Source organism: Desulfovibrio sp. (genome assembly GCF_018379785.1).
Classification (GTDB): domain Bacteria; phylum Desulfobacterota; class Desulfovibrionia; order Desulfovibrionales; family Desulfovibrionaceae; genus Desulfovibrio.
The window spans coordinates 26,437-46,111 of record NZ_JAGZUV010000028.1 but is presented as its reverse complement, the minus strand read 5'-3'; the positions used below and the strand labels follow the sequence as shown (position 1 = coordinate 46,111).

The window sequence follows — 19,675 nt, the reverse complement described above, 5'->3', positions numbered from 1 at the left end:
GGGCTTTGCCGACCTGCAAAAAGCCTGGGCCAAAGCTCCGGACAAGGAGCGCGAGGCCGTGCTGCGCGACGGCGCGCTGACCCTCCGCCGCCAGATGGCCGCCGAGGAGGCCGCCGTACAAAATGTCGTCAACGGCCTGCTTCTGGAAGAGGTCAAAGCCTGGCGCAAGGCCCACAAGGCCGCCCTGGTTCTGCCCCGGCAGAATGTGCTGGACGCCGACGACACGCTGGACATCACGGCAAGCGTGCTCAAGGGCATGGACGCCCGCAAGGCCGTCTTCCCGGCGTTGCCCGTGGTGTCCGTCAAGCTGCCCGGCGAGAAGGGGAAAACGCCGGAAACCCCCGGCCAAGCCAATCACAACGCCGCCCCCGGCGCAAAAAGGAAGTAAGCATGAGCGCACAGAAAAATTCCGGCAAGACCGGGGCTGAAGCCGCCGCTTCCGGCGAAGGCCAACAAATCCGCGTGGCCCTGAACAGCGCGCGGCTCCGCACGTCCTACGCCAATGTCTTCCAGACCCGCTGCACGGCCGAGGAAATCATCCTCACCCAGGACGGCGGCACTGAAAACGTCCTGGCCGTGGACCTGGACCGGCGCATCGTCATGACCCCGGCCTCGGCCCAACGCCTGCTCCTGGCCCTGGACAGCACGCTCAGGGAGCATGCCGCCCGTTTCAGCGGCAACTGCCCGCAAGGCTGAGCCGACTTTACGACCCGAAACCACGCAAAAGGGCCGCGTCGTGCTGACGCGGCCCTTACGTATTCTTTCTGTGTCCCGCCGGTTAAACGGCGTTTTGAACAGCGGCTTCCGTCTCTTTTTCCAGCCGGGCCTGTTCGTCCGCGCCGATGTTCAGGGCCCGGGCCAGGCCGTCCAGGTAGCTGCGTTCCATGAAATTGTCCACATTCACCACCGCGCGGGAAAGGCGGTAAAGATCGCGCCCTTCCTCGGGGTCGCGCACTCTGGCCGCCAGGGCCGCCGGGTCGATGGGCCTGTTCATGAGCCCGTCCAGCAGCCCGGTCATGCTCTGGCCGGGAAAGAGCGAGGCCGCCGTGTCCTGGATGCGTGATTTTTCCTCTTCGTCAATATGGCCGTCAGCCCGCGCCGCAAAGACCATGGCCTCCAGCAGAAGCAGGGCCGTGTTCTCGGCCGGGGGCAGAGCGCCCTGGGCATGGGACGCGGGGCTTTCCGCCGCCGGAGCCGCGTTTGCGCCGTCCGCCTGGCCGCCCTGGGCCCATTTTTTGTAGAAGTTCCAGGCCAGCGCGCCCGCCGCGGCCGTGCCTCCGACCACAAGCGCGCCCTTGGCGATGTTTTTGGCGCTCTTGCCCGTGAACAAAGCGCCCAGCAGGCCGCCCAGGGCCGCCGAACCCAGCAGGCCGCCGATGCCGCCCGGACTGCCCGCGCCGACATTTTGCAAAGTGTTTTTGAGCGTGTCGCCCATGTTTCCGAGTCCGGCTTTCAGGCCGCCGTTGCCGTTCAGTGCGTCAAGAATATTTTTCATACGGTCCTCGTAGGGGGATTTGCCATAACATATAGGCAGCGCGGTCGCTTTGACAAGCGGCCGCATGGCGTCAATCAGCAAAGGCTCGCCCGCATGCGCGGGCGGGCCCAGACTGATGACAAACCCCGCTTCGCGTGGTTTGCGCCACCAACGGCGGCTTAGGCTCAGCCCTCATTAAAAGCGCCTGCTGCAAAGCCGCCTTTTTCCGTGCGGCTGCGTTGCAAAAAAGAAATCGACCTCGCGGTATGTTCAATACAGCTTCGCCCGATTTCTCCTTTGCGCCTTGCCGCCCGAAAAAATGCAGCTTTTCGCGGACGGCGTTTTAATGAGAGCTGAGCCTATCCGCCGGGTGGAAAGGCACGAAAATCAGTCGCTTAACGGCGCGGCAAAGCCGCGACCTGTTCCTGATTTTCGGGGCTGCCGACTTTGTCAGCAGCCTCGGCCCGTCCGCATGCGCGGGCGGGCCTTATGTCTGTCGCGACCTTGCGGGTTTATTCCGCGCTGACCGTGCCCACGGCCTGCAGGCGGATGTCCGAGGGAATTTCCGCCTGGGAAATCACGGGCACCGTGGGCAGGAAGCGGGTGATCAACTGGGCCAGATGCGGCCGGACTATGGGGCTTGCCAGAATCACGGGCTGTCCGTCGGTATTCACGGCGTTTTCCACGGCGGAGTTGATGTTCTGCACCAGGCGCTGGGCCGCCGCCGGATTGAGCGAAAGAAAGGTTGCCCCGTTGTCGGTCTGGCGGATGCCTTCCTGCACCATGCGCTCGGCGTTGCCGTTGAGGGTCAGCACGGGCAGCACGCCCTGGCTGTCCAGATAAGGCCGCACGATGGAGCGGGAGAGTTTTTCGCGCACGTATTCGGCCAGCATGTCCGGATTTTTGACGCCGCCGCCGAAGTCGCCCAGAGTCTCCACAATGGTCAGCATGTCGCGGATGCCGACGTTTTCCCGCACCAGCAGTTGCAGAACTTTCTGCACGCCGCCCAGGGAAATGGTGCCGGGCACCAGATCCTCCACGGCCTTGGGCGAATGCTTGGCCACGGTGTCCAGCAGGCCCTGGACGGCCTGGCGGTCCAGAAAGTCGGCCAAGTGGCGCTTGAACACTTCCGTCAGATGTGTGGCGATGACCGTGGCCGGATCCACCACCGTATACCCCGCCAGCATGGCTTCCTCGCGCTGGCTGTCCGGAATCCAGAGGGCGGGCAGGTTGAAAGCGGGCTCGCGGGTTTCGATGCCGTTGATCTTGGTGGTCACGTTGCCGGGGTCCATGGCCAGGAAGTGGTCCACCAGGATTTCCGCCGAAGCCACCTGATTGCCCTTGATCAGCAGGGCGTACTGGCCGGGCTTCAGTTGCAGGTTGTCGCGAAGATGCAGGGAGGGGATGACCACGCCCATATCCAGAGCGAACTGCCGCCGGATGGAACGGATACGCGCCAGCAGGTTGCCGCTCTGCTCCTCGTCCACCAGGGGAATCAGGCCGTAGCCCACTTCCAGCTCCAGGGTGTCCAGAGGCAGCAGGGCCTGCACTTCCTCGGGGGTGTCCGCCGTGGCCGGGGACTTGCCGCCGCTCTTGCCCTTGGCACCCTTCTTGTCGGCCTTGGCGCCTTCCTCTTCATCCTTGGACGTCAGACGCGCCACCAGGAAAAGCAGGGTGGCGAGCACCAGGAAAGGAATGGTGGGCAGGCCCGGCACCAGGGCGAAGACCAGCAGCACGCCGGAAACCATTTTCAGGGCCTGGCTGTTGAAAGTGAGCTGGGCCAGGAATTCCTCGCCCATCTTGGCCTCCGAGGCGGCGCGCGAGACCAGCAGGCCCGTGCCCGTGGAAACGATGATGGACGGAATGGTGGAAACCAGGCCGTCGCCGATGGTCAGCAGGGAGTAGGTGGTCAGTGCCGTGTTCCAGTCCATGTCTTTCTGGACCACGCCGATGATGATGCCGCCGATCAGGTTGACCATGGTGATCATCATGCCCGCGTTCACGTCGCCGGAAACGAATTTGCACGCGCCGTCCATGGCGCCGTAGAAGTCGGCCTCCTTGCGCAGGGCGTGGCGGCGGTCGTTGGCCTCTTCCTCGTCGATGAGTCCGGCGTTGAGGTCGGCCTCGATGGCCATCTGTTTGCCGGGCATGGCATCCAGGGTGAAGCGCGCGGCCACTTCGGCGATGCGCGTGGTGCCCGCGGTGATGACGCTCTTGTTCAGGATGAACATGATCATGAAGATGACGCCGCCCACCACGTAGCTGCCGCCCACCACGAATTCGCCGAAGGCGCGGATCACGCTGCCTGCGGCCTCGGCTCCCATATCGCCGTTGAGCAGGATCAGGCGGGTGGAGGCCACGTTCAGGGCCAGGCGCAGCAGAGTGGTCACCAGCAGCAGAGAGGGAAAGATGGTGAACTCCAGGGGCGAGGTCATGAACATGGTGGTGACCAGCACCAGCAGGGAAATGGAAATGCTCACGCAGAGCATGATGTCCAGAAAAAAGGTGGGCAGCGGCACCAGCATGACGAACAGGATAATCACCACGCCCGCCGCCAGCATAAGTTCGCCGTGCTTGGAGAAGCGGCTGTAATCAATTTGCGGAAGTCCGGTCGTCGCCATTTTTCTGACACCTCGTCATGTTCTGCGGGCGGGGAGCCCCGCAAATAAATCTATTACTTTGACACTTGGAATGTTCGCTTACGGCAAGCAAAGCCCGCCTACGCGCATTTCGCGGCAAGGATTTGCAGGCAAATCCTTGCCGCGCGGTTAACGCGTTTCATGCGCAAGCCGCTCTAATTCTGCCGCATGGTTGGCTTGAGCTTCCAGATGCTGGCCAGCACAGTGGCCACGGCTTTGTACAGCTCTTCGGGAACCATGTCGCCCACTTCCACAGCCTTATACAAAGCGCGTGCCAAGGGCACGTTTTCGCGGATGGGCACGTTGTGCTCGCGGGCCACGGCCTTGATTTTTTCGGCCAGGTGATCCGCGCCCTTGGCAAGCACCACCGGGGCCGGGGCCTCCTGCGCGTTGTAGCGCAGGGCCACGGCGATATGGGTGGGGTTGGTCACCACCACGTCGGCCTTGGGCACGTCCTGCATCATGCGCTTCATGACCACTTCCATCATCTTGCGGCGCTGCTGCCCCTTGATGACCGGGTCGCCTTCGGCCTGCTTGCGCTCGTCCTTCACTTCATCCTTGGTCATTTTCATGCCTTCCTTGTAGGCAAAGCGCGACTGCCAGATGTCAAAAGCCGCGATGGCCAGGATGGGCAGCAGGGCATAGTAGGCCAGCTTGAGACCCATCTGGAGCATGTAGGCGGCCACGCCTTCGGGCGTGGCGTAGTACATGGGCAGGAAGTTCTGGTATTCCTGATAAATGAGATAGCCGGGAATCAGGGCAAGAATGATGGAGAACAGCAGGCTTTTAATGGTGCGCAGGGCGGTCTGGGGCGAAAACATCATCTGTTTCAGACCCTTGATGATATTGAAGCGCTGCCACTTGAATTTGAAAACCTTGGTGGTCCAGAGCTTGCCCACCTGAAGGCGCTGGGCCAGAAAAGCCAGAAAACCCAGAAAAAGCAGGATCGGCAGGATGATCTTGCACAGCTCCACTGTCAGATCGATGCTCAGAGTGTAGACGTTCTGGGGGTTGGGATCGAATTCCCAGGCATGGCCGAGAAAGCGCCGGAACAGCGTCTTGATCTCCTCGGTCATGGGGCCGATCCAGAGGTGGAGGGCAATGAGGCCGCCTGTCAGGCTCACGGCTTTGCCCAGCTCCTGGGATTTGGGAACATTGCCTTCCTGGCGCTGCTTGTTTCTGCGCTTCGGAGTGGCTTCTTCCGTTCTGCTGGGGTCTTGCTGCTTGCCGAACATGTGACGTTCCCGCTGTTGCGTTTTTGGCGATCAACGGGAAGACAGCAAGAAGCATGCCCCGGCCGGAGACGGCCCGATCATTGCCTGGCGGACGGGTTGCGACTATTCTGCACGGGAGCGGCACCAATAGCCGGGGGGCTGGACTATGCCAAGGAGCACGGCGGGCGACGGGGACACGGACAAGGGCTTTCACGGCATTTTGATCGCGCCGTATCCGGAAATGGGCGCGGTATTCACGCCCATTGCCCGGCGCATGGGCTGCCGCCTGCGCGTGGTCGTGGGACAGGAGGACGCGGCCGTGGCCGTGGCGCGGGCCACGCCGCCCGACGACTGCGACGTCTTTCTGAGCCGCAGCATCAACGCCGCCTTTTTGAAGCGGCATACGGCGGTGCCCGTGGTAGCCATTGAAATGACGGCCATGGATCTGTTGCGCCTGCTGCTGCCTGACGTCGGAAAGGTCCGGCGGGTGGCCTGGTTCCGTTACGCCGGTCCCCTGCGGGATGTGGATTGCGTGGCCGGGGTTCTGGGCATGGAGATCCGCGAGTGCCTTTTCCGTTCCCGCGCGGAGGCGCGCGACATGGCCGAAGCACTTGAACCGGGCTCCGTGGACCTGGTGGTGGGCGGCACCTATGTGCGGGATTTTGTGGCCCCCCTGGGCTTTTCCACCCGCCAGTTCAGGGTTGACGGAGACGCCGCCGCGCGCTGCCTGCGCGAGGCCGCCGCCATCGCGGAAGCCCGAAGGCTCGAGCGGCGGCGCGCGGCGCGCATCCACGCTGTCTTCAATGCCGTGAGCGAGGGCCTGCTGGTGCTGGACGAAAAGGGCGCGGTAAGCCATGTGAACACCTCCGCCGCCCGGCTGCTCAAGAGAACGCCCGAAGACCTGCTGGACAAGGACATCCGCGCGGCTGTCCCCGGCGGTTTTCTGAGCGGCGAGGGGCTGCCGGACAGGGCCGAACGGGGGCGGGTCCGGAACATCGGCGGCACGACCCTGGTCGTCAACCGGGTGCCCGTGGCGGTTCAGGGCAAAAGCGCGGGCCTGGTCTTCTCCTTTTCCGACGCCGGAAGCATCCGGCGGGCGGAAGGCCGTCTGCGCAGCAGCCTCAAGGCGCGCGGTTTTACCGCGCGTTATACTTTTGATGATATCGAAGCCCGCTCGCCAGTCATGCGGCAAGTAAAGGAACTGGCGGCGCTTTATGCCTCCACGGACGCCAATCTGCTGATCTGCGGCGAATCGGGCACGGGCAAGGAAATTTTCGCCCAGAGCATTCACGCGGGCAGCCGTCGCGCGGACAGCCCCTTTGTGGCGGTCAACTGCGCGGCCATTCCCGAAGGTCTGCTGGAAAGCGAGCTGTTCGGCTATGAGGAGGGCGCGTTCACGGGCGCGCGCCGCCAGGGCAAAGCCGGGATGTTTGAACTGGCCCATACCGGCACGCTTTTTCTGGACGAGGTGGGCGATCTGCCGCTGTTGTTGCAGGGCCGCCTGTTGCGCGTTCTGCAGGAGAGGGAGATCGTCCGGGTGGGGGGCACCCAGGTCATCCCCCTGGATGTGCGCGTGATCTGCGCCACCAACCGGGATCTGGAGGACCTCGTCCGGCGCAGGCTCTTTCGCGCGGACCTGTACTACCGCCTCAATGTGCTCAACCTGACCCTGCCTCCGTTGCGGGAACGGCCCGAAGACATTGTGGCCATGGCCGTTTCCTGGCTGCGCAGGCATCTGCGGCCGACGCCTCCGCCGGAGGCGCTGGAACAGGCCCTGGGGCCCCTGCTGACCCGCCGGGCCTGGCCCGGCAATTTGCGCGAGTTGTTCAGCGTGCTGGAGCGCCTGGCGCTGATCGCCAACCATACGGGAGCGGCAGGCGGACGGGATTGGGCGGAGCTTCTGGCGCGCGTCTGGCAGGGCGCGGAGCCGGCTTTGGAGAGCCCGCCGGGCGAAGCCTGTGCCGCTGACCTGCGGACGCAGATGCGGGCTCTGGAACGGAAGATCATTGAAACGGCTCTGGCCGCGACGGGCCAGGATCTGGGCGCGGCGGCGCGCCGTCTGGGCATCAGCCGGATGACGCTCTGGCGCAAGCTGCAGCCTTGAGGCGCGGCCCTGCCGTGCCGCAGCTTGTAACACTTTTGTTACATATTTGCATAAGAATTGTTACAAAAATCGCCGTAAAAACTGTCTGAACAGCCTTGGCTCCTCCCGCGGCCCGCTGCTGCGCCCTTTTTCACGAATGGCGCATTCCTGGCATGGATCTTGATGAAACTGCTTCAACCTCAACGCTGGAGTAGTTATGAGAAAGCTCATCCTTGCCGTCTGTCTCACGCTCGGCGTCTGCCTGCCGGGCCTTGCGTCCGAGGCCCGCGCCGACTACCCCCAGGACCGCCCCTTGAACATCATCGTGCCCTTCGGCCCCGGCGGCGCGGTGGACATCGCCGGCCGCATCCTGGCGGAGTATTTCCAGAAAGAATTCAAGATCACCATCAATGTGATCAACAAACCCGGCGGCGCGCAGGCTATCGGCCTCAACGACATGCTGCGCGCCCGGCCCGACGGCTATACGCTGTGCTTTCCCGCATTCGGCGGGCTGTGCACCACGCCCAAGCTGACCAATGTGGGCTTTACGGAAAAAGACTTCAAGCCCGTGGCCCAGATCACGGTCATGGAGCTGACTTTTTCCGTCAACAAGGCCTCGGGCCTGAAAGATTTCCCGGCCTTTATCGAGGCCGCGCAGAAGAACCCCGCCGATATCGTCTACGGCAGCACCGGGGCCATCACCACCCAGCGACTCTACCTGACCAGGCTTCTGCAACGCTTCCACAACGGCCTGAAAGTCCGGCACGCGGCCTACGGCAGCGGGCATGAGGTTTCCACGGCCCTGCTCGGCAAACACATCACGGCCGGATTCCAGGTGCCCGCCAATGTGCTGCCCTATGTGGAATCCGGCGACTTCGCCACCATTGCCGTTACCCGGAAGACCCGTCATCCGTCGCTGCCGGACACGCCGACCTTCCGCGAGATTTACGCCGACAGGCTGAGTCCGGAAGACGAGCAATGGATCGACATGGGGTCGTGGCACGGCCTGGTGGCCTCCAAAAAAGTGCCCGACGAACGCATCGCCGCCTTGCAGCCGCTGCTGCAAAAGGCCCTGGCCGATCCCGACGTCATCGCCAGGTTCAAGAAGATCGGCCTGTCCGTGGACTATCTGCCGCCCAAGGAATTCGGCGAGGTCATCGCGGCCGGTTCCGCCCTGGTGGACGACGTGCTGGCCGGGCGCAAATCGCTGGACTGATCCTTCGCGCCGGGCGCGCCCCGCGCGAAGAACGGGATGCGGCAAGGAAGACCCGCGTCCCGCCCTTCCAGCCCAGGTATGCCGCCAGATACGGGAGGCCCCATGAAAAACAAAACGGATTTTTTCATCGCCTTGGCTCTTCTGGTGATCTGCGCCGTGGCCTGGCAACAGATCCGCCTTTTGCCGGAATCAGCGTCGGCCGAGTTTTTCAGACCGGCCTCCTTTCCCACGGGCGTCACTGTGTTGCTGGCTGTGCTGGCCTGCATCCTGCTGGTCCGCAGTTTTCTGGTCCGGGGCCGGGCCGCGTGGCCGGAACGGCCCGTGCTGCTGAAAGTGCTGCTGCTGATTTTGCTGGTGCTCGGCTATGTGGCGGGCTTTGTCCGGCTTGGAGAATACGCCTATGACGCGCTCTGGCCGGGCGGCACGGGCTTCTGTTCCGCCACCCTGGTTTTTCTGGTGCTGGCACAGGTGCTCACGGGCTATCGCAGCCCCTGGCGCATCCTGCTGATCGCGGGCCTGATGACCGCTTTTCTGTATCTGGTCTTCGCCCTTTTGTTTAACGTCCCGCTTCCCTGAGGCTGAGCCTATGGATACTTTCCTTTCGGCACTGGCCGCGGCGTGCGGCTTTGAGGCGCTGCTGGCGAATCTTCTGGGCGTGGCGCTGGGCATCGTGTTCGGAGCCCTGCCGGGGCTCACGGCCGTCATGGGCGTGGCCCTGCTCATCCCCCTGACCTTCGGGCTGCCCCCGGTGGTGGCCTTTTCCTCCCTGCTCGGCATGTACTGCGGGGCCATTTACGCCGGTTCCATCACGGCCATTCTGGTCAGCACGCCGGGCACGGCGGCGGCCGCGGCCACCATGCTTGAAGGCCCCCGGCTGACCGCCAGGGGGGAATCGCTGCGCGCCCTGGAAATGACCACCGTGGCTTCCTTCATCGGCGGCGTGTTTTCCTGCTTCATCCTGGCCGGGGTGGCCCCGCAGCTCGCGCGTTTCGCCCTGAATTTCAGCGCGCCGGAGTATTTCGCCCTGGGCATTTTCGGCCTGACCATCGTGGCGACTCTGTCCGAGGGAGCGTTGCTCAAGGGCTGCATCGCGGCCTGCCTCGGCCTGCTCATCGCCATGGTGGGCATGGACCCGCTCACCGGCAATCTGCGCCTGACCTTTGATTCCGCCAACCTGATCAACGGCGTGTCGCTGATCCCGGCTCTGGTTGGCTTGTATGCGCTTTCGCAGGTTTTTCTCACCTGCGAGGACATTTTTCGCGGCAAGCGTCTTTCGGCCGTGAACATTTCCAGGAAGGGCATCTCCCTTGCGGAAATCTGGGCCAACAGAAGCGCGCTGCTGCGCGGCTCGCTGATCGGCACCTTTATCGGCATTGTGCCGGCCACGGGTTCGGGAACGGCCTCGTTCGCGGCTTACAGTGAAGCCAAGCGCAATTCCAGGCATCCGGAAGCCTTCGGCAACGGGGCCATAGAGGGGCTCGCGGCCACGGAGTCGGCCAACAACGCCGTGACCGGCGGGGCGCTCATTCCCCTGCTGACCCTGGGCATTCCCGGCGACGTGGTCACCGCCGTCATTCTGGGCGCGCTGATGATCCAGGGCATGACGCCCGGCCCGCTGCTTTTTCAGGAGCAGGGCGCCCTGGTCTACAGCATCTTCATTTCCCTGCTGCTGGCCAATGTCTTCATGCTGGTTCTGGGCATGGCATCGGTACGGGTGTTTTCGAAAATCGTGAGCATCCCCGGCGGCATCCTCATGCCGCTGGTCACCACGCTTTGTGTGGTGGGCGGCTACGCCCTGAACAATTCCAATTTCGATCTGGGGGTGATGGCGGTCTTCGGCATCCTGGGCTGGATCATGACCAAGGCTTCCATTCCGCTGGCCCCGCTGCTGCTGGCCATGATCCTCTCAGGCATCATTGAAACCAATTTTCGCCGCGCCCTGAGTATTTCCGACAATGACTACACGGTCTTTCTCACCCGGCCGGTGTGCGCCGTTTTTCTGTGCATCAGCCTGTTCATCCTGTTCAATCTGCTGCGCAAGGAATGGAAAAAAGCCGCGGCTCGGCGCTGAGGCCGCCACTACCCTAAAAAAACAGAAGGACGCGCTATGCCTGCCGCCACCCATATCTATCATAACGGAACTATCCTGACCATGGACTCGCGCGCTTCCACGGCCTCCTGCCTGGCCGTGCGCGGCGACAGAATCGCGGCGGTGGGCGGACCGGATGACGTGGCTCCCCTGCGCGGCCCGGACACGCGGCTCGTGGACCTCAAGGGACGGACCATGCTGCCCGGCTTTTACGACTGCCATAGCCATTATATGCGCGCGGGCATGTACAACGCCCTGTATCTGGACGCCTTTGCCGCGCCCATCGGCGGTCTGAAGACCCTGGCGGAACTGGCTGGGCGCATCCGGGCCGGAGCCGAGAAAACGCCCAAGGGCGAATGGCTGCTCTGCGCGGGCTACGATGACACGGGCCTGGCTGAAAAACGCCACTTCAGCCTGGCGGAACTGGATGCTCTCGTGCCGGAGCATCCGCTGTTTCTGCGGCACATTTCCGGGCATTCGGCCTTGTGCAACAGCCTGGCCCTGGCGGCGGCGGGCATCGGCCCGGACACGCCGGACCCGGCGGGCGGGCTGTTCCGGCGGGGGCCGGACGGGGCCCTGACCGGCCTTGTGGAGGAGCCCGCGGCCATGGACAGGGTGCTGGAGGCGGCTCCGGCCATGACCGGCGAGCTGTGGCTGATTTCAGCCCGCCGGGCCTGCGAGGACTACCTGGCCAAGGGCGTGACCACGGCCCATGACGGCGGCGTGACCACGGCCATGTGGCACAATTATTTCAAGGCGCATGCGGCGGGCATCATCAGGAACCGGGTCCAGCTTCTGCCCAAGCACGGCCTGTTCGACTTCAGCCTGGCCCCGCGCGACCCGGCGCCGGGCACCTGGCTGACCGGGGACGGCAAACTCAGCCTGGGCGCGGTCAAGCTCTTTCAGGACGGCAGCATCCAGGGCTACACGGGCTATCTGAGCAATCCCTACCATAAGCTTCTCGACGCCGGGCTTCCCGGCCAGTGGCGCGGCTATGCCATCCATACGCGCGCGGCCCTGGCGGAGCTGATCACGGGCTACCACAAAAAGGGCTGGCAGGTCGCCGTGCACGCCAACGGCGACGCGGCCATCGACGACGTGCTGGAGGCCTATGAGCAGGCCCAGAAAGCCCTGCCCGACGTGAACAGGCGTCATATCATCATTCACTGCCAGACCGCGCGCGAGGACCAGCTGGACCGCATCAGGCGGCTGGGCGTGGTGCCCTCCTTCTTTGTGGTGCATACCTATTACTGGGGGGACAGGCATCACGAGATTTTTCTCGGCCCGGACAGGGCCGGGCGCATCAACCCCCTGCGCAGCGCCCTTGAACGGCGGATTCCCTTTACCAATCACAACGATTCCGCCGTGACGCCCATGGACCCGCTGCTTTCGGTCTGGTCGGCCGTCAACCGGCGCACCGCTTCGGGCCGCGTGCTGGGAGAAGAGCAAACCATCCCGGTGCTGGAGGCCCTGCGCAGTGTGACCACTTGGGGGGCCCGGCAGTTTCACGAGGAGCGGATCAAGGGCAGCCTTGAGCCGGGCAAGCTGGCGGACATGACCATTCTGGCCGAGAATCCGCTGACCGTGGCCCCCCCGCGCCTGCGCGGCATCAGCGTCGCCGGCGTGCTGGTGGGCAATGAGCTCGTGTTCGGGGAATGCTGAGGCGGCGCGCGCCGCAGCCGCGTTGCGGGCGCGGCACGGGGGAGAAGCGTGTTTTACGGATGGAAGATCAGCCTGCTTTCCATGGGCGGCAACTTTATGCTGCAGGGCAGCGTGCTCTACTGCATGAACGCCTTCATGGAACCCTTGTGCGAAGTCCACGGCTGGACCCGGGCGGGACTCAATCTCAGCATGGGCTTTGCCGCGCTTATGGGACAACTGGCCATGCCTCTGGCCGCCGCCGTTTCCGCCCGCTGCTCCCTGCGGCGGCTCATGACCCTGGGGGCGCTGGCTGGCGGCGCGGCCACGGCGTTCATGGGCCTTACCGGGAACATCCTGCTCTATACCCTGCTGTTCACCGTGGCCTGGGTCTGCACCCAGATCTGCGGCGGGGTGGTGGGCAACGCCCTTATGAACAACTGGTTTCATCATTACCGGGGCCGAGCCTTCGGCCTGGCCAACGCGGGGACGTCTCTTTCAGGCGTGGCGCTGCCGTTTCTGAGCCTGGTGCTGATCCGGCATTTCGACGCGGGCACGGCCTATCTGGTTCTGGGCCTGCTGACCTGCGCTCTGGCCCCGCTGGCTTGGTTTCTGGTGCGCGACTCGCCCCGGGCCATGCATCTGCACCCCGACGGCAGGCGGCGCGAGCCCCGGCGTTCCAGGCGGCCTCCCGCGGAGGTCTCGTTTTCCGGCATGCTGCGGGAGCCGCACGCCTGGTTTCTGGGGCTGGCCTTCGGCATGGCCCTGATGGCCGGTTCGTCGATCATGAGCCAGATGAAGCCGCGTTTCGCGGATCTGGGGCTGGAAGCGTACCCGGCCATGCTGCTGGCCTGCGCCGCGGCGCTGTTCGCGGCCCTGGCCAAATACGCCTGGGGCTGGGTCTGCGACCGCTTCACGCCGCTTTTCGCCGCGCGTCTGGTCATGCTCTGCAGTTCGGCGAGCCTGGCCCTCTGCTTTCTGCCGCCCGGCCTCTGGAGCATGACGGCCTTCAGCCTGAGCTTCGGCGCCTGCATCGGCGGCCTGTGGACCATCCTGCCCGCCGTGGTTTCCTACTTTTTCGGCAACGGCAATTTTCTGCCGTCCTACAAGTTCATTTCCATCTTCATCATTCTGCGTAGCGCGGGCTTTCCCGTCATGGGCCTTTCCCATGACCTCACCGGCAGTTACGCCGCCTCGGACGTCATTTTCGGCGTGAGCCTGCTGGCCTCGCTGGGGCTGACGCTGCTGCTGCGCGAAAGCGAGGCCGTGGAAAGCGCCGCGCGCAGGCATGCCGCGGCGGCAACACCGGAACGGATCAGATAAAGGAGAGACGGTCCCGGCCGTCGTTTTTGGAATGGTACAGGGCTTCGTCCGCGCGTGAGACCAGACTGTCCATATCGTCCGTCTCTTCAATGCGGGTCACGCCGATGCTCAAGGAAACACCCAGTTCCCTGAGTTCCGGGTGTTCGCGCACGGCGGCCAGCAGCCGTTCCAGCAGGGCACGGCTCTCTTCCGCGTCAGCGTGGATCAGGCCGAAGAATTCATCGCCGCCCCAGCGCGCCACCATGCCGCTTTCCCCCGCGCTTTCACGGGCCAGCCGGGCCGCCAGCACCAGTACGCGGTCACCGGCCAGGTGCCCGTGCCGGTCGTTGATCTGCTTGAAGAAGTCCACATCGAACAGAAAGGCGTGGCAGGTCCGCTTCCAGTCGCGGGTGGCCTCCACCTCCCGGCTGATGATGTCGCCCAGCGCGCCCCGGTTGGGCAGGGAGGTCAGTTTGTCCGTGACCGCGAGTTTCTCCAGCATGCGGCTGTGGCGGTTCATGAGATAGGAAATGAGCAGCAGAACGGCGGCGATCACCAGCAGGGCCGTGGCCGCGCTTTGGATCAGCTGGACTCTGAATGCGCTCCGGAGCGGGGAGGTATCCTTTTCCACAATCAGGTACCAGCCCAGGGTGTCCACATAACGGGACAGCATGCAGATGTTCCGCGAGCCCAGGCCGGACCAGCGCCCCTCGGTTTCGTCCTTGTGCCCGAGCAGTTTGTCCTTGAGTTCGGACAGCGGCGGTGTGGCGAAGAGATTGCGTTTTTCAATCAGCGCGCTGTCCGAGGCGACCTGAATCACGCCCTCGTCGTTGACCAGATATGCCTTGAGCGCGAAACGTCGCTCATAGGAAGTCAGGATATCCTGGAGGCGGTGCATCTTCATGCCCACGCCCAGTACGCCCAGCAACTTGCCGTTGTCGTCGTCGATGCGGCAGTTGACGAAGACCGTAAGCGCATTGTGGTCCGCCTCATCCGTATCCACGTCCAGACCGTAGAGGCGGCCGCTGTTCACAAAGCCGTAGTACCATGCGTCGCGGGCGTTGCGCGGGGAGATGGTTTTGCCGGATTTGCCTTCATAGTGAAAATAGGTCCGGCTGGCCTCGGAAACAACAAAGACGGAATTGTATTTGAATTTTTTTTGCAGTCCCGCCAGATAATTCTGCAATTGCCGGATATGCCCGGCGTTGCCGGGGCGCTTTTGTTCTTCCTCAAGCCAGGCCTGCAGAAAGCTGTCGTTGGCCATGGACAGGGAGACGGCCACGGGCATGCTCAGGGCCTTGTCGATTTCATGATAGATGGTCAGGGAGCCGAGCTCCGAGATGCTGCGGATGTTGTGGTCGAAAACCTGCTTGTAGGCGCGATGGCTTTCCAACGTGACGCAGGCGAAACCCAGGATGATGATACAGCAGACAATGAGTTTGATATGGCGCAGAATATATCTCATGAGATCCCCGCAACGAAACTCGCCGCGCGAAAGGCTTTTTTACAGTTCGGCCGGAACGGAACCGGATAGCCTGTTCTGCCACGAAGCGCGGGGCGGCGCAAGGCGGAGCGGGGATCGGAAACGCTATTTCGTGTTCCACCACCACTGGGCGCGGCGGCAGAGCAGGTCGATGTCTCCGGCCGCGGCCAGATTGAGCATCTGGCGGTACTGGCGCACGGCCTCGTGGCTGTGGGGATTGGCCTCGAACAGACCGGCGAAGAGCTGCGCGTCCTCGGTGAGCATCTTGCGCGCCGCGTTTTGGCGGCGGCGGAAGGACGGGGTGAGGAAGGGCAGCAGGTCTTTCTGCCCGGCCAGCAGGGCGAAATAGGCCAGATTGGTGATGAAGTTCATGTTCTGGATGCGGGCCATGGCCTGATCGTGCTTTTCCGCCGTGGTCCGGAAGGTCCGGCAGCCTAGGGCCGTGAAAAAACCCTCGGCCATGGCCAGATCCCTATCCGTGGCGTTGCGGCCGGGGGTCACGGCCACGGGCTGGTCCGCATCCGGGTCGGGCTGGGGGCCGAAAAGGGGGTGGGTGCCCACCACCGGGCCGGGCCAGAGCCGCTCCATCTGGCGCAGGGGCTGTTCCTTGACCGAGGTAATGTCGGCCAGCACCGCCGTTGACGGCAGATGCGGGCGCACGCGCAGCAGCACGTCCTCGAACACGGCGGCGGGCACACAGATCAGGGCCAGGTCCGCCCCGGCGCAGGCCGGGGCCAGAATTTCCGGCGTCAGGGGCTGGTCCGCGCCCGCCACGGCCAGCCCGGCGGCCAGGGCTCGGGCGCGGAGCATGGCCCCCATGCGCCCGGTCGCGCCGATGATGACGGTTTTGGCCGGGATAGCCGCTCCGGGAGCGTTTTTGCCAGAGTTCATTGCAGTCGGCTCCAGACGTCCCAGAACCGCGGGAAGGACTTGCGCACCACGGTGGGGTCGTCCAGGCGTTCGCGCACGCGCAGGCCGGGAACGCGCAGGCCCAGCAGGGCCAGGGACATGGCCATGCGGTGGTCGTTGTGCGCGGACAGCGTCGCGCCTTCGGGCAGGCGCGGCGAATCGGGCTTGTTGCGGCGGTGTCCGGCCAGGCCGCCCATGCCGTTGACCAGCATGCCGTCCGAAAGCTCGTCCACGGTCACGCCCGTCTTGGCCAGTTCCGTGGCCGGGGCGTTGATGCGGTCCGACTCCTTGATCCGCAGATGGGCCACGTTGCTGATGCGCGTGGAACCCTTGGCAAAGGCGGCCAGCACCGCCACCGTGGGCACCAGGTCCGGGCAGGAGCCCATGTCCAGGGCCACGCCGTGCATTTCGGAGGGGTACACCGTGACCGCGTCGGGCTCTACCTCCAGACGAGCGCCCATCTTCCGGAGGATGTCCAGCATGGCGCGGTCGCCCTGCAGGGAAGCGGCGCGCAGGCCCTGCACACGCACGGCCCTGCGGCCCAGGGCCCCCGCTGCCAGAAAATAGGACGCGCCGGACCAGTCGCCCTCCACCGTATAGTCGCCGGGTCGGTACGCGCCGGGCCGCACGCTGACGCGCAGGCAGCCGGGGCGGGCTTCGTCCAGATCGCGCCAGGCCCCTTCCGGCAGGACCTGCCAGGGGGCGGCCTCGTTTTTGCGCGTTTCCACGCTGAAGCTGATGCCGAAATCCGTCAGGCATTGCAGGGTCAGGCCCACATAGGGCCAGGACACGGCTTTGCGCCCGGCCAGCTCCACGCTGAGCGGCGTGGCGCAGAACGGCGCGGCCAGCAGCAGGCCGGAAAAATACTGGCTGGATACATCCATGCCCAGGCGGGTCACGCCGTCGGCAAGGGCGGGGTTCAGCCCGTGAGCCTGGAGCAGCAGAGGCGGGCAGCCGGGCCTGCCCTCAAAGGCCACGCCCGCGCCCAGGCGGGTCAGGGCATCGGTGAGATCGCCGATGGGGCGCTCGTGCATGCGCTCCGAGCCGTGGATGCGGAACAGGCCCTCACCGGCGGCCAGCACGGCCGTGAGCAGGCGGCAGGTGGTGCCGGATTCGCGCACGTCGCAATCCAGGGGGCGCCCCCGGCCGCCGCGCGGCGCGCCGCCCAGTCCCTGAACCCGCCAGCCGCCGCTGCCGTTTCCCGCCCCGTTGCCGGAGGCGTCGAGCGCTTCCATGCGCGCGCCCGCGCCGCAAAGAATGGCCCTGGTGCATTCCAGGTCCGCGCTTTCCAGGGTGTGGCGCACCGTGGACTCGCCCCCGGCCAGGGCCGCGCCGATGAGGTAGCGGTGGGACAGGGATTTGGAGGCCGGGGCCGTGACCGTAACGACTGTCTGATCTGTGTTCTGAAGCATGGTTTTACATACCTTGTTCGTCGGAAGCGTCGTTCCCGCTGAGACTCATGCGGTCCAGCTGCGGGCCGGTGGGATAACTGCCCAGGATGCGGAAGCTGGTGCAGGCGTTGCGCAGCCGCTCCAGCAGGGCGGCGTGGCGCGGGTCTTCCAGATCGCTCTCCACATCCGCGAAAAAGACGTATTTCCAGCACTGGCCGCGCAGGGGGCGGGATTCCAGCTTGCGCATGTTGATTTCGTTCCCGGCCAGCAGGTCCAGCACCGTGGAAAGGGAACCGGCCTTGTCCGGCAGGGTGAAGAGCAGGGATGTCTTGTCCGCGCCGGTGTGGCCGGGCATGGGCCGGGGCGCCGTGCCGCTTTGGCCGGGCTGGGCCGATTTGGGGCCGATGATCACAAAGCGCGTCCAGTTGCCGGGCTCGTCCTCAATGCGCCGGGCCAGCACGCCCAGGCCGAGCATGTCGGCCAGTTTGCCGTGGCCGATGGCCGCCGCGTCCGGCTGTCCCGCCGCGCGCTGGGCCGCCGCGGCCGTGGATTCCACCGGGGTCAGGGCCGCGCCCGGCAGATGCGCGCGCAGCCAGCCGCCGCACTGGGCCAGGGGCTGGGGGTGGGAATAGACCGTGCGCACGGCGGCCAGGGCCGGGGCGTTGCTCAGCAGGCAGTGCGAAATGCGCGAAAAAAGTTCGGCCTGAATGAAGACCTCGTGCTTGAGGAAAAGGTCAAAACTCACGCCCACCGTGCCCTGGAGCGAGTTTTCCAGGGGCACCACGCCCAGTTCGCACTGGCCGGAGCTGACCTCCTCGAAAATCTGGGCAATGTCCCCGCAGGGGTGGAAACTGGCCGCGTGGCCCAGATACTCCACGCCCGCGAAATAGGAGAAGGTGCCTTCCGGTCCCAGGTAGGCCACGTTCTGCGGGCGTTGCAGGGCGCGCGAGGAGGAGAAGATCTCCCGCCAGATGGCCCGCAGATGTTCCTCCGGCAGGGGGCCGGGATTTTTGGCCGCCAGGCCGTCCAGCACCTCGCGCTCGCGCAGCGGCTTGAAGATGATGCCCGGTTCCGTGGCCTTGATCCGGCCCACTTCCAGGCTCAGGTCCGCGCGGCGGTTGAAGAGCCGGAGCAGCTCCAGGTCCACGCTGTCGATTTCCCTGCGGATGGCGGACAGGCGTTGCGCGCCCCCCCTTCCGTTTTCCGTATCCCGGCCCTGGGACCAATGTGCCTTGGCGTCGTCCATGCCCCTAGACCTCCCGGATTTCTTCGCGCACGCGCATGCCGAAATGGCGTCCCGCATCGTCGATGCGGCAGAGCACCGTATCGCCGGGCTTGAGGCCCACCACGCTCAGCGGCGTGCCGTCCGGACCCGTGAGCCGGATGGTTTCCGCGTTCTGGAGGAAGATGGCGCCGGTTTTGGCCCCGCCCTCGCACTCCACCCGGGCTTCGATCAGGAGCATGGGCCGCACCTCGATCTTGACCCGGCCCAAGGTCGCCACGCTGGTTTCGCCGTCCGCGCCCACGATGAGCACTTCCTGCCCGGCGCGCAGTTCGCCCAGATAGGTGGTCTTGTCGTGGGGCAGGCGGGTGTAGGCGTGCACGGCTCCGGCATTGACCCGGAAAGGCCGCGCGGCCACGTATTCGTTGTGTTCGGTTTCGGCGTGCACCAGAAAGGTAAAGGCGCTGGAATTGCCTACCAGCATGCCCTGGCCCCGGCGCAGCAGGGAGAGGGTGTCCGCGCAGACCCGGTGCCCCAGACCCACGGATTCCACGCGGGTGATCACGCCGGGGAGCAGATGCTCGCGGCCCTGGGAGAGCTTGCACTGGGCCACGATGGCCTTGAGCTCGCCGAGAGCTTCAGGCCGCACCACAATGCCGTCCACGCCGCGTTCCAGGATGCCCGCGGCCAGGCGGGCCTCGTCCAGAGTCCCGGCTTCGGCCAGCACCGCGTCGCTCTGGGCCAGCAGATTCTCCACCGGGATGACCTCCCAGCCGCGCGCCAGCACCACGCGCTCGCCGTTTTTGAGGCGGGCCAGCACGGCTTCCTCGTCAGCCTTGACCGTAAGCGCCGCCACGGCCACGTCCTCCTCGGCCCAGACCGGGCAGCGCGACAGCGCCGCCACCTGCTCCAGATGGTCGCGCGGCACGATGACGCCGTCCACGCCGGATTCCAGGGCCAGAGTCACCTGCCCTTTGTCAAAGGGCGCGCAACGGAAATAGATGCGGGACATGGA

General features: G+C 65.0%; 16 protein-coding genes. 8 read left to right on the top strand and 8 right to left on the bottom strand.

The window, feature by feature from the left end; genetic code table 11:
• Positions 1–388, top strand: a 388-nt coding sequence (locus KH208_RS07890; RefSeq protein ID WP_291435302.1) for an OmpH family outer membrane protein, incomplete at its 5' end; no start/stop codon positions are given.
• Between the two features lie 2 nt (positions 389–390).
• Positions 391–696 carry a DUF3467 domain-containing protein gene (locus KH208_RS07885; RefSeq protein WP_291435300.1) on the top strand — a complete coding sequence of 102 codons (306 nt, stop codon included), beginning with the start codon at positions 391–393 and terminating at the stop codon, positions 694–696.
• Positions 697–778: 82 nt separating this feature from the next.
• Here the strand turns inward: KH208_RS07885 and KH208_RS07880 are convergent, their stop codons facing one another.
• The 3 genes from KH208_RS07880 to flhB all read right to left on the bottom strand — a co-directional run bounded on the left by KH208_RS07880 (position 779) and on the right by flhB (position 5,348).
• On the bottom strand, positions 779–1,495 hold the full coding sequence (locus tag KH208_RS07880; protein WP_291435298.1) for a DUF533 domain-containing protein: 717 nt from the start codon (positions 1,493–1,495) through the stop codon (positions 779–781).
• A 491-nt stretch (positions 1,496–1,986) separates the two neighbouring features.
• Complete coding sequence (gene flhA / locus KH208_RS07875) at positions 1,987–4,095, bottom strand: flagellar biosynthesis protein FlhA (protein ID WP_291435297.1); 2,109 nt, start codon at positions 4,093–4,095, stop codon at positions 1,987–1,989.
• 173 nt (positions 4,096–4,268) lie between these two features.
• Complete coding sequence (gene flhB / locus KH208_RS07870; protein ID WP_291435296.1) at positions 4,269–5,348, bottom strand: flagellar biosynthesis protein FlhB; 1,080 nt, start codon at positions 5,346–5,348, stop codon at positions 4,269–4,271.
• Between the two features lie 145 nt (positions 5,349–5,493).
• Between flhB and KH208_RS07865 the strand changes: the two genes are divergently transcribed.
• The 6 genes from KH208_RS07865 to KH208_RS07840 all read left to right on the top strand — a co-directional run bounded on the left by KH208_RS07865 (position 5,494) and on the right by KH208_RS07840 (position 13,676).
• Positions 5,494–7,431 (top strand): sigma 54-interacting transcriptional regulator, encoded by a 1,938-nt coding sequence (locus KH208_RS07865; protein ID WP_291435295.1) that lies wholly within the window; start codon positions 5,494–5,496, stop codon positions 7,429–7,431.
• Positions 7,432–7,627: 196 nt separating this feature from the next.
• Complete coding sequence (locus KH208_RS07860) at positions 7,628–8,626, top strand: tripartite tricarboxylate transporter substrate binding protein (protein ID WP_291435293.1); 999 nt, start codon at positions 7,628–7,630, stop codon at positions 8,624–8,626.
• A gap of 102 nt (positions 8,627–8,728) precedes the next feature.
• Positions 8,729–9,202: a tripartite tricarboxylate transporter TctB family protein gene (locus KH208_RS07855; protein WP_291435291.1), complete on the top strand. Its 474-nt coding sequence runs from the start codon at positions 8,729–8,731 to the stop codon at positions 9,200–9,202.
• 10 nt (positions 9,203–9,212) lie between these two features.
• Positions 9,213–10,697: a tripartite tricarboxylate transporter permease gene (locus KH208_RS07850; RefSeq protein WP_291435289.1), complete on the top strand. Its 1,485-nt coding sequence runs from the start codon at positions 9,213–9,215 to the stop codon at positions 10,695–10,697.
• Between the two features lie 36 nt (positions 10,698–10,733).
• Positions 10,734–12,377, top strand: a complete 1,644-nt coding sequence (locus KH208_RS07845; RefSeq protein WP_291435287.1) for an amidohydrolase — start codon at positions 10,734–10,736, stop codon at positions 12,375–12,377.
• A gap of 48 nt (positions 12,378–12,425) precedes the next feature.
• Positions 12,426–13,676 carry an MFS transporter gene (locus tag KH208_RS07840; RefSeq protein WP_291435285.1) on the top strand — a complete coding sequence of 417 codons (1,251 nt, stop codon included), beginning with the start codon at positions 12,426–12,428 and terminating at the stop codon, positions 13,674–13,676.
• Here KH208_RS07840 and KH208_RS07835 read toward each other — a convergent pair.
• The 5 genes from KH208_RS07835 to KH208_RS07815 all read right to left on the bottom strand — a co-directional run bounded on the left by KH208_RS07835 (position 13,669) and on the right by KH208_RS07815 (position 19,672).
• On the bottom strand, positions 13,669–15,120 hold the full coding sequence (locus KH208_RS07835; RefSeq protein ID WP_291435283.1) for a sensor domain-containing diguanylate cyclase: 1,452 nt from the start codon (positions 15,118–15,120) through the stop codon (positions 13,669–13,671). The genes KH208_RS07840 and KH208_RS07835 overlap by 8 nt on opposite strands.
• A 123-nt stretch (positions 15,121–15,243) precedes the next feature.
• Positions 15,244–16,029 carry a prephenate dehydrogenase gene (locus KH208_RS07830; protein ID WP_291435281.1) on the bottom strand — a complete coding sequence of 262 codons (786 nt, stop codon included), beginning with the start codon at positions 16,027–16,029 and terminating at the stop codon, positions 15,244–15,246.
• Positions 16,026–17,459 (bottom strand): 3-phosphoshikimate 1-carboxyvinyltransferase, encoded by a 1,434-nt coding sequence (locus tag KH208_RS07825; RefSeq protein ID WP_291435279.1) that lies wholly within the window; start codon positions 17,457–17,459, stop codon positions 16,026–16,028. The genes KH208_RS07830 and KH208_RS07825 overlap by 4 nt, the downstream gene beginning before the upstream one ends.
• 4 nt (positions 17,460–17,463) lie before the next feature.
• Positions 17,464–18,684, bottom strand: coding sequence for a prephenate dehydratase (gene pheA / locus KH208_RS07820; RefSeq protein WP_291435277.1), 1,221 nt, complete (start codon positions 18,682–18,684; stop codon positions 17,464–17,466).
• A gap of 4 nt (positions 18,685–18,688) precedes the next feature.
• A complete protein-coding gene (locus KH208_RS07815; RefSeq protein WP_291435275.1) occupies positions 18,689–19,672 on the bottom strand; it encodes a 3-dehydroquinate synthase II family protein in 984 nt (327 codons plus the stop codon).
• Positions 19,673–19,675 lie beyond the last annotated feature (3 nt).

What these genes read in the sequence shown, in the direction of transcription:
- KH208_RS07885 (WP_291435300.1), top strand. Translation starts at nt 391, where the DNA reads ATGAGCGCACAGAAAAATTCCGGCAAGACCGGGGCTGAAGCCGCCGCT.
- KH208_RS07880 (WP_291435298.1), bottom strand. Translation starts at nt 1,495, where the DNA reads ATGAAAAATATTCTTGACGCACTGAACGGCAACGGCGGCCTGAAAGCC.
- flhA (WP_291435297.1), bottom strand. Translation starts at nt 4,095, where the DNA reads ATGGCGACGACCGGACTTCCGCAAATTGATTACAGCCGCTTCTCCAAG.
- flhB (WP_291435296.1), bottom strand. Translation starts at nt 5,348, where the DNA reads ATGTTCGGCAAGCAGCAAGACCCCAGCAGAACGGAAGAAGCCACTCCG.
- KH208_RS07865 (WP_291435295.1), top strand. Translation starts at nt 5,494, where the DNA reads ATGCCAAGGAGCACGGCGGGCGACGGGGACACGGACAAGGGCTTTCAC.
- KH208_RS07860 (WP_291435293.1), top strand. Translation starts at nt 7,628, where the DNA reads ATGAGAAAGCTCATCCTTGCCGTCTGTCTCACGCTCGGCGTCTGCCTG.
- KH208_RS07855 (WP_291435291.1), top strand. Translation starts at nt 8,729, where the DNA reads ATGAAAAACAAAACGGATTTTTTCATCGCCTTGGCTCTTCTGGTGATC.
- KH208_RS07850 (WP_291435289.1), top strand. Translation starts at nt 9,213, where the DNA reads ATGGATACTTTCCTTTCGGCACTGGCCGCGGCGTGCGGCTTTGAGGCG.
- KH208_RS07845 (WP_291435287.1), top strand. Translation starts at nt 10,734, where the DNA reads ATGCCTGCCGCCACCCATATCTATCATAACGGAACTATCCTGACCATG.
- KH208_RS07835 (WP_291435283.1), bottom strand. Translation starts at nt 15,120, where the DNA reads ATGAGATATATTCTGCGCCATATCAAACTCATTGTCTGCTGTATCATC.
- KH208_RS07830 (WP_291435281.1), bottom strand. Translation starts at nt 16,029, where the DNA reads ATGAACTCTGGCAAAAACGCTCCCGGAGCGGCTATCCCGGCCAAAACC.
- KH208_RS07825 (WP_291435279.1), bottom strand. Translation starts at nt 17,459, where the DNA reads ATGCTTCAGAACACAGATCAGACAGTCGTTACGGTCACGGCCCCGGCC.
- pheA (WP_291435277.1), bottom strand. Translation starts at nt 18,684, where the DNA reads ATGGACGACGCCAAGGCACATTGGTCCCAGGGCCGGGATACGGAAAAC.
- KH208_RS07815 (WP_291435275.1), bottom strand. Translation starts at nt 19,672, where the DNA reads ATGTCCCGCATCTATTTCCGTTGCGCGCCCTTTGACAAAGGGCAGGTG.